We start from the raw sequence: 12,761 nt of genomic DNA, 5'->3' as shown, positions 1-12,761 counted from the left end.
TTTCGTCAGGTCAGTTACAGCGCCAGCAGCTTCCTCGCATTCTCCTTCAAAAGCAGCGGGCGAACCTCGTCCTTGATGTCGATCTTCTCGAAATCGGCGAGCCAGCGGTCCGGCGTGATGGCGGGCCAGTCGGAGCCGAAAAGCAATTTGTGCTTCAGCAGCGAATTGGCGTATTTCACCAGGATCGGCGGAAAATATTTCGGGCTCCAGCCCGACAGGTCGATATAGACATTGGGCTTGTGCTGGGCGACGGCGAGCGCCTCTTCCTGCCAGGGAAAGGACGGATGGGCGGCGATGATCTTGAGATCGGGAAAGTCCACCGCCACATCGTCCAGATGGATCGGGTTGGAATATTTCAGCCGCATGCCCATGCCGCCGCGCATGCCCGAGCCGACCCCCGTCTGCCCGGTATGAAACAGCGCGATGCCGCCTTCTTCCTCGATGACCTCGTAGAGCCCGTAGGCTGACCGGTCATTGGGATAGAAGCCCTGATAGGTCGGATGAAACTTGAAACCGCGCACGCCGTGATCGCGGATCAGGCTCTTCGCCTCGCGGATGCCGAGCTTGCCCTTGGCCGGGTCGATGGAGGCGAAGGGGACCATGATGTCGCTGTTCTTCGCCGCGATTTCCGCCACTTCGTAATTGGAGTAGCGCCGGAAGCCGGTTTCGCGCTCGGCATCGACGGGAAAGATGATGCAGCCGATCTTGCGCTCGCGGAAATAGGCGGCGGTTTCCTCCACGGTCGGCAGCATGCCGTCCTGGCCTGCGGGATTTTTGAAATACTTCGCCATGCCGGCCTGGAATTCGAGATAGCCGTCGTCACGATGGGTGCAGCACGGCTCCTCCGCATGGACGTGGACGTCGAAGGCGATCAGGTCGTCGAAATTCATGGGTCCTCTTTCGCCTCCAGTCCACAATAGCGTTTGAGCAGATGCGCGAGCGTGGCTGCCTCATCCGCGCTCAGGCAATGGCTGTTATAGGCGTCTTCTCCAAAGAAATTGCCGCGGTTGGCGGCAACGAACGCCTCGCCTCTCTCCGTCAGTCCGAGCAGTACGGACCGGCGGTCGTGATCGGGGATCTCCCGTTCGATCAGGCCCTGATCCTCGAACCGGCGCACGGTCTTGGTCATGTGGGCGGGCTTGATCCGCAATGTATGGGCGAGCAGACCCTGCTTGATGCCCGGGTTCAGGTGGATGATCCAGAGCATGGAGAACTCGCCGGGACGCAGGTCGTCGGCGCCGAAGCGTTCGTAGAACTGGTCATAGACGCGCACCTGGGCCACGCGCAGCAGAAAACCGAGCGAGGCATTGAGCTCGCCGAGTTTGACCTCATCGGTAAGTTGTGGCGAAAGACGCGGTTCCTGCCCCATGTCAGCCTCCACCGGGCGCCGCCACCTTGGCGGCGCGCTTTTCGAGGAAGGCGATCAGCCGCTCTTCGGCCTCGGGCGAGGTGGCGGTAAAGGCGGAAACGAAGCTTTCCATCAAAAGGCCGTCGTCGCGGCCCATCTCGCGCATGCGCGGCAGGGCGTTGATGACCGCATAGTTGGAGAGTTCCGCGTTCGAGGCGGCCCTGGCTGCCAGTTCCACCGCCTTTTCGACGGCTTTGCCGGCGGGGACGACATATTGCGCGAGATTCCAGCTTTCGCCGGTCGCAGCGTCGATCGAGCGGCCCGTCAGCATCATGTCCATCATCCGCGCCACACCCATCAGCCGCGCGGTGCGCACCGAACCGCCGCCGCCGACGAAGATGCCGCGCTGGCCCTCGGGCAGGGCGAAGAAGGCGGTCTCGTCTGCGACCCGCACCTGCGCGGCGGAGGCGAGTTCAAGGCCGCCGCCGACAACGGCGCCGTGAAGCGCGCAGAACCATGGAATGGGGCCGAACTCGATCCGGCCGAAAACCTCATGCCAGCGGCGCGAGCTCTGCACACCCTCGAAAGCGGATTTCTTGACATGTTCGGAAAGGTCCAGCCCAGCGCAGAAATGCCTGCCATTGCCGAAGATCACACCAGCCCGGGCCTCATGCCGCGCTCGTTCGATGGCGGTCGCCAGCGCTTCGACGAACCTGTCGCTGATCGCATTGCGCTTTTCCGGACGGTTGAGCCCGAGAAGCGCGACATCGCCGCGCATTTCAAAGGTTACCAGATCCGCCGTATTCCCTGTCGTCACTGCAGACTTCCTTATTGCGTATTCCGATTTTATCTATACGAGAAAACATTTTCCTTGTAAACAATACACCAGAAAACTGTATGGTATGAAATTACCCGGACGGCGTCGGCGCCGAAGGCCGGACAGGCATGACTTCGGAGGGAACGGGTCTTTTCGCAATCCGGGCTGGTTGGGTAAGCGGAAAATCGAGGAGGGGCCATGACGGACATGGGGAAGATACGTCCGGTGCGGGTATGGGAGCCGCGCATCCGGACCGAGGAGCGCGCCGACGGCAGCCGGCTGATATGGCAGGAGGAGGAACTGGGACCTTATCCCGTTCGGCTCGCCGACCGCATACTGCATTGGGCCGAAGCCGCGCCGGAACGGGTGTGGATGGCCGAGCGCGGCGCGGACGGTGCGTGGCGCGAAATAACCTTCGGCCAATTGCGGGACCTGATGCGCCGCGTCGGCACGTTTCTTCTCGACCATGCGCTTTCGGCCGAACGCCCGCTGATGATCCTTTCCGAAAATTCGCTCGAACACGCGGTGATCGCGCTTTCGGCGCAATATATCGGCGTGCCCTCGGCGGCCGTGGCGCCGGCCTATTCGCTGATTGCGGAAGGCCGTAGCAAGCTTCGCGACATCGTGGGCGAGGTGACCCCCGGCGCGGTGTTCGCGAGGGATGCGGCGCGCTTTGCCCCGGCGATTGCCGATGTTATCGATACCGGCGTGCCGCTCATTCTGGCGGGCGGGGCGGTTCCGGGGCGCGCGCATCATGACTGGGAGAGCGTGATCGAGACCGAGCCGTCGGAAGCTGCCGACGCAGCCTTCCGCGCCACGGGGCCGGACACGATCGCGAAATTCCTGTTCACCTCCGGCACCACCGGCAAGCCCAAGGCCGTGATCCAGACGCAACGGATGATGTGCGCCAACATGGCGCAGGTGCTCGACTGCTACCGCTTTCTCGGCGATGCGCCGCCCGTTCTGGTGGACTGGGCGCCATGGAACCATGTGGCGAGCGGCAACAAGGTGTTCAATATCGCGCTTTATAACGGCGGTACCTATTATATCGACGCCGGCAAGCCGACGCCCACGGGCATGGCCGAGACCATCCGCAATCTGCGCGAGATTTCCCCGAGCTGGTATTTCAATGTGCCGGCGGGCTACGAGGTGCTGTGCGAGGCGATGGAGCGGGATGCGGTCCTGCGCGATAATTTCTTTCGCAATCTCAGGATGATCATGTATGCGGGCGCGGGCATGGCCAGCCACACATGGCATCATCTCAACGTGCTTTCCGAACGGTCCACTGGCGCGTGTACGCTGATGGGCTCGGGGCTTGGCTCCACCGAAACCGGCCCGTTCGCCATGTTCTGCACCGAGCCGCAGGACGAGCCGGGCAATTGCGGCGTTCCGGCGCGCGGCGTCACCATGAAACTGGTGCCGGTGGGCGGCAAGATGGAGGTCCGTTTCAAGGGGCCGAACGTCACGCCCGGCTACTGGCGAAGGCCCGATCTGACGGCAGCGGCTTTCGATGACGAGGGGTTCTACAATATGGGCGATGCCCTGCGCCCGGCGGTGCCGGAGGAGCCGGCCCGCGGCTTCCTGTTCGATGGCCGGACGGCGGAGAATTTCAAGCTTCAGACAGGCACCTGGGTTGCCGTCGGCGCGATGCGGACGCGGCTGGTCGATGCCATGGACGGGCTGGTCCGCGACGCGGTGATCGCCGGAGAGGGAGAGTTCGAACTCGGCGCGCTGCTTCTACCCTTCCGTCCGGCGATCGAGCGGCTGGTGGAGGGCGGAGCCGGGATGAGCGACGAGGCGCTTTATGCGCATCCGGCGGTTCTCGAACGCCTCGGCGATCTCCTGACGGATTTCGCGGCGCACGCAACCGGTTCGTCAAACCGGATCGCGCGCGCCATGCTGATGACCGGGCCGCTTCGGATGAGCAGGGGCGAGGTGACCGACAAGGGGTCCGTCAACCAGAGGGCCGTTCTTGCGAACCGGGCCGATCTCGTGGCCGCGCTCTATGCGGGCGGTCCGCAGGTGATCGTCGCGGGCAAGCCGTCCGGAAGAAAGGCCGGTTGACGATGGAAATCAACGGTATGGCCGCACTGGTGACCGGGGCGGGTTCGGGGCTCGGCGCGGCGACGGCGCGCGCGCTTGCCGCAAAGGGCGCGAAGGTCACGGTGCTGGACAGAAATGGCGAGGCCGCGGAAGCGATGGCCGCGGAGATCGGCGGGCTGGCAGCCGCCGGCGACGTCACCGAGGAGGCGGATGTCACGGCCGCGCTCGATGCCGCCGAGGCAGCGCACGGCACGGTGCGTATTGTCGTCAACTGCGCCGGGATCGGCACGGCGGGCCGCGTGGTCGGCCGGGAGGGGCCGATGCCGATGGCCGATTTCGAACGGACGCTGAGGGTCAACCTGTTCGGCACCTTCAATGTCGTGAGGCTTTGCGCCCACCGGATGTCGCTTGGCGAACCGGTCGGCGAAAGTCGCGGCGTGATCGTCAATACCGCGTCGATTGCGGCTTTCGAAGGTCAGATCGGGCAGGCGGCCTATGCCGCGTCAAAGGGCGGCATCGTTTCCATGACGTTGCCGCTGGCGCGCGAATTCGCGCGGTTCGGCGTCCGGGTCAACACGCTGGCGCCGGGCGTGTTCGTGACCCCGCTGCTTCACAACCTGCCGGAGGAGGCGCGCCAGTCGATCGCCGCCGGCATTCCGTTTCCCGCCCGTCTCGGCGATCCGGCCGAATTTGCCCATGCGGCGGTCTTCTGCGTCGAAAACGACTACCTTAACGCAGAGGTGATCCGTCTCGACGGCGCCAGCCGGCTGGCGCCGAAGTAATATCGCCCCTCCGGATGCTTGCCGACGACAGCGGCTTGGCCGGCCCGACGGCCTGCCTGTGCTTGGCGCGCACATGGATGATGCGCCAGCATCGTCAACCTGACCCGAGGCGCGGGCTCATCGGCGCGCCGATCCGGTCCGCCTGAAAGGTTGCGGGCAGCGGGGTCACCTCGACTGTTGCGACAATGCCCGCCACGCTGAACGGGTCGCCGTTTGCGAAGGCCTCGGCATCGGCGCGGGTCTTCGCCTCCAATATGCCGAAGTTTCCCGATGAACGCCCCGCCTCATCGATCAGCGCCGATCCGATCAGTACGGATACGAGGCCCCGGCCGCCGCCGCCGACCCATTCCCTGTGCCGCGGGCGCATTTCATCCCGCAACAAGTCCATATCGGGGTGGTGCAGGCAACGCATCAGGAAAAACGGCATCACGCGTTCTCCAGCACGACCATGCCGGCGCCGGTGAGCGAGGCGGGCGCGTAATAGTGCCTGTGCCTGATCTCGACATGCGGGTTCATGGCCGCGCGCATCACCAGCCACATGATCAGTTCCGCTCCCTCCGACCCGAACTGGTCGACATAGTCCTTGCGGCTCATGGCGCGGTATTTTTCGTAGTCATTGGCGATGCCGTCGAGCCATGCTTCGTCGGCTTCGCGGTTGATGAAACCGGCGCGGCTGCCCTGAAGCTGGTGCGACAGGCCGCCGGTGCCCATGATCACGACCCGGTCGTCACCGGGAAAGCTCTCGATCGCCTTGCGCAGCACCACGCCCATCTCCCAGCAGCGCTGCGGGGTCGGGATCGGATACTGGATGGTGTTGACCCAGATCGGCACCACCTTGACCGGCCATGTTTCCGTCCGGCCGAAGAACAGTTCGAGCGGGACCTGAAGCCCGTGGTCGACCTCGATTTCGCGGCAGACCATCGGGTCGAAATGGTTTTCGACCAGGGTGTCGACAATGTGCCAGGACAGGTCGGCGGCGCCTTCGAAATCGGGCACGGCGCGCGGCCCCCAGCCCTCGTCCACCGGCTTGTAGCTGTCGGCAACGCCGACGGCGAATGTCGGCACGCGGTCGAGGAAGAAGGTGTTGCCGTGATCGTTGAAGATCACCACCGCGACATCCGGCTTCTTGTCCGCCATCCACTTCCTGCCCGGAATGTAGCCGTCGAAGAACGGTTTCCAGTCCGGCGTGTCGTCAAGGCCCTTGTCGAGCGCCACGCCGATGGAGGGGACATGGCTGGTGCCCACGCCGCCAATGATTTCGGCCATCACATTTTCCCCAGTCTTGTCTTCAGGAAATCTTCCCGGCTCATCTGCGCCTGTGCCGCGCCGATTTCAGCCATGCTCACCGGATCGATCGCCGCGATCTTCAGGATGAAGAACAGATTGCCGCCAAGCGCCACCATCCTGTGCCAGTCGCGCGACATCACCGCCTGCTTCTCGGCGTCTGCCAGTCCAAAGCTGTCGAGGAACGCTTCCTCGTCTGCCCGGAAGGCCGCGCGGTTTTCCGGCCTGCCCAGCGACATGGCCATCTTGTTCATCAGGTAGCCGTTTTTGGCGCGTTCCCGCTCGAAAAGCGGCGTTTCGGGGATTTCAAGCGCATCGGACATCCAGTTCCTCCCTGTGTGCATCGAGCCAGCCGGTTATCGCGGCGGCGGTTTCCTGCGGGCGCTCCACCGGCAGGAAATGTCCCGCCCGGTCGATCACCAAAACCTCGGCCCCCGGCACCTCGGCGGCGATCTCGCGATGTTGTCTTTCGGGTGACCAGCCATCCTCGGCGCCTGTGATCAGCAGGACCGGGCAGGCGATCGCGGCAAGGTATTCCCTGGCGTCCGGGCGCGCCATCAGCGCGCGGACCTGCCGTTCGTGGATTTCCGGCCCGGCCGCGATCACCATTGCGGTAAGGTCCTCAACGAGCGCGGGATCGGGATCCCGCCCCTCGGCCAGCATCGGCGGCAGCCATTCGGCGGCAAGGCCGGCCATGTCCTCGTGAGCGCGCGCGATCCGGGCAAGCCGTTTGGGCGCCTCGTCCGGCCGCCGTCCGTCGTGCCCCGTATTGGCAAGCACGAGGCCGCGTATCCGCTCCGGCGCCTGCCGGGCCATTTCCAGCGCTACCCGACCGCCCATGGAATGGCCGACCGGGATCAGCGGCCCCGCGGTTTCACCGAGCAGCCGGGCGGCCATTGCCTGGATCGTCGAATCGCGGGTGACGTCGGCATCGGCGAGATCGAGCCAGTCCGGCGCGGCGGAGGCCAGCGCGTTCCAGACGCGGGCGTCGGAAACCAGGCCGGGAATGAGAAGTAACGTCGTCATCAGCGGCCCTCCCGATACCGTCGTGAATACATTGATAAGACAAATAGCGAATAAAATTGCCAATATCAACAAAAAATGCTCAATAATGTATACATTATGATGGGGCCAGTCGCCGGCTTTCCGGGGCGGGGCAGGTCGACTTGTTGCTCGCGCGCCGCCCGGACTTGCCCGGAGCGGTTCCCTGTATACATTTGGTGTGTTTAGAGCCGGCGATGCCGGAGCGACGTCAGGCGAGGAGATGATGATGGACAGGCAGGCAACAGCGAAAACCCACACGATGCGGGCACTGGTGGAGTTGCGCAAGCGGATCCTTGACGGGGCCATTCCGGGCGGAACCCGGCTGTTCGAGGTGGCGCTGGCCGAGGATCTGCAGATTTCGCGCACGCCCGTGCGCGAGGCGATGTCGCGGCTGGCCGAGGAGGGGCTGCTGGAGCGCGCCCGCAGCGGCGGCTTTCTTGTCCGCAGCTTTGCCTATGCCGATGTGCTGGATACCATCGAGTTGCGCGGCGTGCTGGAAGGCACGGCGGCGCGGCTTGCGGCCGAGCGGGGGGTGACGGAAAAGGCGCTGGTGGAAATTTCGGGGATCGTGCGGGCGCTCGACGGCTGCGTCGGCGTTCTGCCGGAGGACGTCGATTTCGAGAGCTATTCGGAGCTGAACGGCGAATTCCACGATGCGCTTGCGGCACTTCCGCGTTCGGCCACGCTTGAGCGAGAACTGACGCGGGCCAAGCAATTGCCGTTTGCGTCTCCCTCGGCCTTCCTGCCCGACAAGACCAAGCTCTCCGCCTTCCGGCGGTCGCTGCAGGTGGCGCAGGAGCAGCATCGCGAAATCGTCACCGCGATTGCCCAGCGTCAGGGCTCGCGGGCCGAAGCGCTGGCGCGCGAACACGCCTGCGCGGCGCGGCGGAACCTCGAATATATCTTCTCGAAGGACCGCAACCTCGTAAGCGCCGTTCCCGGCCTCGCGCTCGTGGCGCCGGACGAGAACGCTCTGTCCTGACTTCAGGCCGGGCCCTTCCGGGAATTCGCGGGCGGAGAGATTTTCCGCTTGCATTCCGAAGGCTGACTTGCAAAGATATGTATACATTTTTGCGAGCTGGGAGGAGCGAAGAAGTGTCAGGTCAAAGTCTATCATCTGTATTGAAGGGGTTTTCGAACCCTGTTGAGCTTCTGCGGAATTCGCGCGCTGGCATATATGTATACCCCGTTGTGGCGCCGGAGTTTTCCAACTGGCGCAGCGAGCAGGTGGCGTGGCGCAACACCGCGGTGCTGTTCGACCAGACCCATCATATGGATGAATTGATCGTTGAAGGGCCGGATGCGGTGGCGTTTCTCGCTTATGTCGGGATCAATGCTTTCGGAAATTTCGACCTGAACCGGGCCAAGCATTTCGTTCCGGTCACCCCGGCGGGCCATGTCGTCGGCGACATGATCATCTTTCGCGAGCGCGACGACAAGTTCATCCTCGTCGGCCGTCAGCCGACCGCCAACTGGACCAAGTTCCAGGCCGCCATCGGCAAGTGGAATGTGCGGCTGGTCCACGATCCGCGTTCGGATTCGCGCCCCGAGGGCGAGCGCGTGCTGCGCACTCATTACCGCTACCAGATCCAGGGGCCGGACGCGAACAGGATCCTCGACGCCATCAATGGCGGGCCGGTTCCCGAAATCAAGTTCTTCCATGTCGACTGGATCAATGTCGGCTCGAAGCGGGTGCAGGCGTTGCGTCATGGCATGGCCGGCGCGCCGGGCCTGGAAATCTGGGGACCTTATTCCGACAAGGCCTATATCCTGTCGACGATCCTCGATGCGGCGGCGAAAACCGGCGTGGATCTGCGCCGCGTCGGCTCCAGGGCCTATTCCACCAACACGCTGGAATCGGGATGGATTCCCTCGCCGCTGCCGGGCATCTATTCGGGCGACGGCATGATGGCGGACTACCGCGACTGGCTCGGATCGGACGCCTATGAGGCGGTCGGCTCGATCGGCGGCTCCTTCGTCTCCGACAATGTCGAGGACTATTACACCAACCCCTTCGAGCTCGGCTATGGCTTCTACATCGGCTGGAAGAAGGATGATTTCATCGGCAAGGATGCACTCGCCAGGCTCAAGGACGCGCCGTCCAACCGCAAGAAAGTGACCTTCGAGTGGAATCCGGAGGATGTGCTGAAGGTGATCGCCTCGAGCTTCGAGGAAGGCACGCCCTTCAAGTGGATCGACTTCCCGCAGCCGAACTATGCCTCCTCGACCGCCGATATGGTCATGAACGGGGACCGGATGGTCGGCATGTCGATGTTCAACGGCTACTCCTACAATGAACGCCGCGTGCTGTCGCTCGGCGTCGTCAGTCAGGACGTCAATGTCGGCGACGTGCTGACGCTGAAATGGGGCGAGCCGGAAGCGACGCAGAAGACCTCGGTCGAGCCGCACAGGCAGGCCGATATCCGCGTGCGCGTGTCGCCGACGCCCTATGCCGCCGAAGCCCGCGAGAATTACGCCGACAGTTGGCGCACCAAGGTGGCCGGCTGAGCCGCCGGCGGCTTTCGCGAACCGGCCTGAATTCGGGAATTGGAGCGTGGCCGCATTCCGGCGGGCGCGTTCCGGCTTTCAGTCATGAAACCTGGGGAGGATAATCATGATCCGCAGATCACTGCGCCATCTTGCCGTATCCGCCGTGCTCATTGCCGGCGCGACAACCGCTTCGTCGGCGGAAGAACTGTCTTTCGCCCATTTCGTTCCGCCGCAGCACACGCTGACCGGCTCGGTCATCGAGCCGCTGCGGGAAGGGCTTGCCAGCGAGGTTGGCGACGAGCTGACGATCCGCGTCTATCCGGGCGGCGAGCTCGGCAAGGGGCCGCTGGAACAGTATGTCCGCGTCCTTCAGGGCGTGGCGGATATCGTCTGGGGCCTGCCCGGCTATACCTCGTCGCAGTTTCCGAAAACCATGATTGCCGAAATGCCGGGTGTCATCGCGCTGGGCGAACCCGGCTATCCGGCGATCTGGCGCTCCATGGACATGATCAAGGACGAGTTTCCCGGCACCAAGCCGCTGGCGCTCTGGACCTCGGAGCCGAACATTTTCATCATGAAGGACAAGGACATCCGCACGCCGGATGATCTGAAGGGCCTGAAGATCCGCGCGGCCGGCTCGACCACCGCCGCCGTTCTCGAGGCGCTCGGGGCGACGCCGGTGCAGATGCCGGCGGGCGAGATCTACAACGCGCTGCAGACCGGTCTGATCGACGGCGTCGTCACCGGCGCTTCCGCGGTAACCGACTTCAAGCTTTCGGAGGTCGCCGACAGCTATACCATCGGCGCGCCGCTCGGACGTCTGACCTTCTACGTGGTGATGAGCCAGTCGCGCTATGACGGGTTGAGCGACGACCAGAGGGCGGCCATCGACAAATATGCCGGCGAATATCTGTCGCAAAGCGCCGAAACCGCATGGAACCGTGTCGCCGGGGAAACCATTGCCGGCCTCAAGGCCGATCCGGACAAGACCGTGATCGAACTCGACGCGGATGAGGCGGACGCCTTTGGTGCGATCACCGTTCCGGTAACTGAAACGATCGCGACCGAGCTTGGCGCCGAAGACGTTCTGACATCGATGCGTGGCGAGTAGGGCGATGCTTGCCATGCTCCGCAAGGTGGCGGACGGGCTTGTTTCGCTCTCCGCGCTTGCCGGTACGCTCGGTCTGATCTTCGTGACGCTGGTAGTGCTGGCGGATGTGATCGGACGGGCGGCGGGCGCGCCGCTTCGCGGCGCGCAGGACTTCTACCAGATGGGCATGGTGATCATCGTGTTCGGCGGCATGGCGCTTTGCGACAGGCTTGGCGGTCATATCGCCGTCGACATCTTCGAGAACCACTTTCCCGACGCTTTCAATCACTGGCTCGATATCATCGCCGCGCTCCTCGGCGCGGCGATCTTTGCCGGCATCGCCTATACCGTCTACGACTCCTCGAAACTGTCGCAGATGCTCAAGCTTGCCACCAATATTGTCAGCATGCCGAAATGGTATTTCCAGTGGGCATTGTCGGTCATGGCGCTGATCACTGCTTTCGGCATGGCGTTGCGCGCCGTCGAGCTTGCGCTTTCCGGGCCATCCGGCCGTGACAGGCGGGAGATCCGGGAATGAGCGGTGAACTGGTGGGTCTTGTCGGCCTAGTCGTGCTGCTTGCCCTGCTGGTTGTGCGCGTGCCGGTGGCGCTGGCGATGTTTTCGGTCGGCTTTGCGGGTATCTGGGTGCTGCGCGATCTGAATTCGGCGATGAGCCTGATGGCCTCGGAGAGCTTCACCCTTGCCTCTTCCGCCGAACTGGTGGTGGTGCCGCTGTTTATCCTGATGGGCAATGTCGCCTCGGTGACCGGCATGAGCGGCAGGCTTTATGATGCCGCCTATGCCATTGTCGGGCGGTTTCGCGGCGGCCTGGCCTCGGCCACGGTTCTGGGCTGCGCCGGGTTCGCGGCGCTTTCGGGCTCATCGGTCGCCTCGGCGTTGACCATGGGCAAGGTCTCGATGGCTGAAATGGCCCGCTTCAACTACGATAATCGGCTGTCGACCGGGGTTGTCGCCGCCGGCGGCACGCTTGGTATTCTGATACCGCCGTCCACCGGTTTCGTGATCTATGCCATTCTGACGCAGCAATCGATCGGGCGGCTGTTTCTGGCAGGCGTTCTGCCCGGAATTCTGCTGCTGTCGATGTTCATCGCCACGATTACGCTTCTGTGCTGGCTTCGCCCGGGTTTCGGCCCCGCCGGCCCGCGCACCACGATGGGCGAAAAGACGAGAAAACTGGTCGGCGCCCTGCCGGTGCTGTTCGTGGTCATCCTGACGATCGGCGGTATCTATGCCGGCATTTTCTCGCCGGTCGAGGCGTCGGCTGTCGGCGCCGGTCTGATCATCGCCATCGGCGCGGCGATGGGCCGGCTGACCTTCAAGACTTTCTGGATGGCGGCCAGGGACTCGGTCGTGACCACGGCGACGGTGATGCTGATCCTGATCGCCGCCCATGTCGTAAACCCGTTTCTGGCCCTCACCCATATTCCCGATCTGGTCGGCGCGTTCCTCGCAGGCCTTCAGGTCGGGCCGATGACCGTCCTCGCGCTGATCCTGCTGAGCTACCTGATCCTTGGCTGCTTCCTCGAGGGTTTCGCGATGCTGGTGCTGACGATGCCGATCTATTTTCCGGTGATCACGCAACTGGGGATCGACCCGATCTGGTTCGGCGTACTGGTGGTCCTGACGCTGGAAATGGGCCTGATCTCACCGCCGGTCGGAGTCAATGTCTTCATTGTCAAGTCGGTGGCCCGGGACGTGCCGCTCGCCCGCATTTTCGCCGGCGTGACGCCGTTCTGGTTCGCGATGCTGGCAACGCTGATCGTGCTGATCGCCTTCCCGCAGATATCGCTGATACTGCCGGACACGATGATGAACTAGCATGCCCGCAGGGCATGTCGCGAA

The 12,761-nt window shown here is 63.7% G+C and carries 14 protein-coding genes; 7 read left to right on the top strand and 7 right to left on the bottom strand.

The annotated features are described in order from the left end of the window. Positions 1-14: 14 nt before the first annotated feature. From HQ843_RS02470 to HQ843_RS02460, 3 genes are read right to left on the bottom strand one after another with little or no spacing between them, the layout of a single operon-like run. Positions 15-890: an amidohydrolase family protein gene (locus tag HQ843_RS02470; RefSeq protein WP_180899978.1), complete on the bottom strand. Its 876-nt coding sequence runs from the start codon at positions 888-890 to the stop codon at positions 15-17. Then, positions 887-1,369, bottom strand: coding sequence for a MarR family winged helix-turn-helix transcriptional regulator (locus HQ843_RS02465; protein WP_180899979.1), 483 nt, complete (start codon positions 1,367-1,369; stop codon positions 887-889). Before HQ843_RS02465 ends, HQ843_RS02470 begins: the two co-directional genes overlap by 4 nt. Position 1,370: 1 nt before the next feature. After that, positions 1,371-2,165 carry a crotonase/enoyl-CoA hydratase family protein gene (locus HQ843_RS02460; RefSeq protein WP_180899980.1) on the bottom strand — a complete coding sequence of 265 codons (795 nt, stop codon included), beginning with the start codon at positions 2,163-2,165 and terminating at the stop codon, positions 1,371-1,373. A gap of 198 nt (positions 2,166-2,363) precedes the next feature. Here HQ843_RS02460 and HQ843_RS02455 point away from each other — a divergent pair, with 198 nt between their 5' ends. Further along, positions 2,364-4,229 carry a feruloyl-CoA synthase gene (locus HQ843_RS02455; RefSeq protein ID WP_180899981.1) on the top strand — a complete coding sequence of 622 codons (1,866 nt, stop codon included), beginning with the start codon at positions 2,364-2,366 and terminating at the stop codon, positions 4,227-4,229. 2 nt (positions 4,230-4,231) lie between these two features. Then, positions 4,232-4,990, top strand: coding sequence for an SDR family NAD(P)-dependent oxidoreductase (locus tag HQ843_RS02450; protein WP_180901986.1), 759 nt, complete (start codon positions 4,232-4,234; stop codon positions 4,988-4,990). Between the two features lie 94 nt (positions 4,991-5,084). Here the strand turns inward: HQ843_RS02450 and HQ843_RS02445 are convergent, their stop codons facing one another. The 4 genes from HQ843_RS02445 to HQ843_RS02430 are packed head-to-tail and all read right to left on the bottom strand — an operon-like array spanning position 5,085 to position 7,300. Beyond that, a complete protein-coding gene (locus HQ843_RS02445) occupies positions 5,085-5,417 on the bottom strand; it encodes a YciI family protein (protein WP_180901987.1) in 333 nt (110 codons plus the stop codon). Beyond that, the gene (locus tag HQ843_RS02440; RefSeq protein ID WP_180899982.1) at positions 5,417-6,256 is read right to left on the bottom strand and encodes a class III extradiol dioxygenase family protein; all 840 of its coding nucleotides are present in this window, start codon (positions 6,254-6,256) and stop codon (positions 5,417-5,419) included. The genes HQ843_RS02445 and HQ843_RS02440 overlap by 1 nt, the downstream gene beginning before the upstream one ends. Continuing rightward, positions 6,256-6,597 (bottom strand): extradiol ring-cleavage dioxygenase, encoded by a 342-nt coding sequence (locus HQ843_RS02435; protein ID WP_180899983.1) that lies wholly within the window; start codon positions 6,595-6,597, stop codon positions 6,256-6,258. The genes HQ843_RS02440 and HQ843_RS02435 overlap by 1 nt, the downstream gene beginning before the upstream one ends. After that, positions 6,581-7,300: an alpha/beta fold hydrolase gene (locus HQ843_RS02430; protein ID WP_180899984.1), complete on the bottom strand. Its 720-nt coding sequence runs from the start codon at positions 7,298-7,300 to the stop codon at positions 6,581-6,583. The genes HQ843_RS02435 and HQ843_RS02430 overlap by 17 nt, the downstream gene beginning before the upstream one ends. A gap of 238 nt (positions 7,301-7,538) precedes the next feature. On the opposite strand from HQ843_RS02430, the gene HQ843_RS02425 reads away from it, so the two are divergent. The 5 genes from HQ843_RS02425 to HQ843_RS02405 all read left to right on the top strand — a co-directional run bounded on the left by HQ843_RS02425 (position 7,539) and on the right by HQ843_RS02405 (position 12,737). Continuing rightward, positions 7,539-8,300, top strand: a complete 762-nt coding sequence (locus tag HQ843_RS02425; protein WP_210275263.1) for a GntR family transcriptional regulator — start codon at positions 7,539-7,541, stop codon at positions 8,298-8,300. A gap of 77 nt (positions 8,301-8,377) precedes the next feature. Continuing rightward, entirely contained in the window at positions 8,378-9,826 is a 1,449-nt protein-coding gene (gene ligM, locus HQ843_RS02420; protein ID WP_180899986.1) for a vanillate/3-O-methylgallate O-demethylase, read from the top strand. A gap of 106 nt (positions 9,827-9,932) precedes the next feature. Beyond that, a complete protein-coding gene (locus HQ843_RS02415) occupies positions 9,933-10,919 on the top strand; it encodes a TRAP transporter substrate-binding protein (protein WP_180899987.1) in 987 nt (328 codons plus the stop codon). 4 nt (positions 10,920-10,923) lie between these two features. Beyond that, entirely contained in the window at positions 10,924-11,436 is a 513-nt protein-coding gene (locus HQ843_RS02410; RefSeq protein WP_180899988.1) for a TRAP transporter small permease, read from the top strand. Next, positions 11,433-12,737: a TRAP transporter large permease gene (locus HQ843_RS02405; protein WP_180899989.1), complete on the top strand. Its 1,305-nt coding sequence runs from the start codon at positions 11,433-11,435 to the stop codon at positions 12,735-12,737. The genes HQ843_RS02410 and HQ843_RS02405 overlap by 4 nt, the downstream gene beginning before the upstream one ends. Positions 12,738-12,761: the final 24 nt, after the last annotated feature.

Source organism: Martelella sp. NC20 (assembly GCF_013459645.1).
Taxonomy (GTDB): Bacteria; Pseudomonadota; Alphaproteobacteria; order Rhizobiales; family Rhizobiaceae; genus Martelella.
Note: the sequence above shows the minus strand (reverse complement) of the source record. Positions and strands in the feature narration are given on the sequence as shown.

Excerpts from the sequence above, each read along its gene's own strand:
- HQ843_RS02435 (WP_180899983.1), bottom strand. The coding sequence starts at position 6,597 with ATGTCCGATGCGCTTGAAATCCCCGAAACGCCGCTTTTCGAGCGGGAA.
- HQ843_RS02445 (WP_180901987.1), bottom strand. The coding sequence starts at position 5,417 with ATGCCGTTTTTCCTGATGCGTTGCCTGCACCACCCCGATATGGACTTG.
- HQ843_RS02425 (WP_210275263.1), top strand. The coding sequence starts at position 7,539 with ATGATGATGGACAGGCAGGCAACAGCGAAAACCCACACGATGCGGGCA.
- HQ843_RS02410 (WP_180899988.1), top strand. The coding sequence starts at position 10,924 with ATGCTTGCCATGCTCCGCAAGGTGGCGGACGGGCTTGTTTCGCTCTCC.
- HQ843_RS02455 (WP_180899981.1), top strand. The coding sequence starts at position 2,364 with ATGACGGACATGGGGAAGATACGTCCGGTGCGGGTATGGGAGCCGCGC.
- HQ843_RS02440 (WP_180899982.1), bottom strand. The coding sequence starts at position 6,256 with ATGGCCGAAATCATTGGCGGCGTGGGCACCAGCCATGTCCCCTCCATC.
- HQ843_RS02405 (WP_180899989.1), top strand. The coding sequence starts at position 11,433 with ATGAGCGGTGAACTGGTGGGTCTTGTCGGCCTAGTCGTGCTGCTTGCC.
- HQ843_RS02470 (WP_180899978.1), bottom strand. The coding sequence starts at position 890 with ATGAATTTCGACGACCTGATCGCCTTCGACGTCCACGTCCATGCGGAG.
- HQ843_RS02430 (WP_180899984.1), bottom strand. The coding sequence starts at position 7,300 with ATGACGACGTTACTTCTCATTCCCGGCCTGGTTTCCGACGCCCGCGTC.
- ligM (WP_180899986.1), top strand. The coding sequence starts at position 8,378 with ATGTATACATTTTTGCGAGCTGGGAGGAGCGAAGAAGTGTCAGGTCAA.
- HQ843_RS02465 (WP_180899979.1), bottom strand. The coding sequence starts at position 1,369 with ATGGGGCAGGAACCGCGTCTTTCGCCACAACTTACCGATGAGGTCAAA.
- HQ843_RS02415 (WP_180899987.1), top strand. The coding sequence starts at position 9,933 with ATGATCCGCAGATCACTGCGCCATCTTGCCGTATCCGCCGTGCTCATT.
- HQ843_RS02450 (WP_180901986.1), top strand. The coding sequence starts at position 4,232 with ATGGAAATCAACGGTATGGCCGCACTGGTGACCGGGGCGGGTTCGGGG.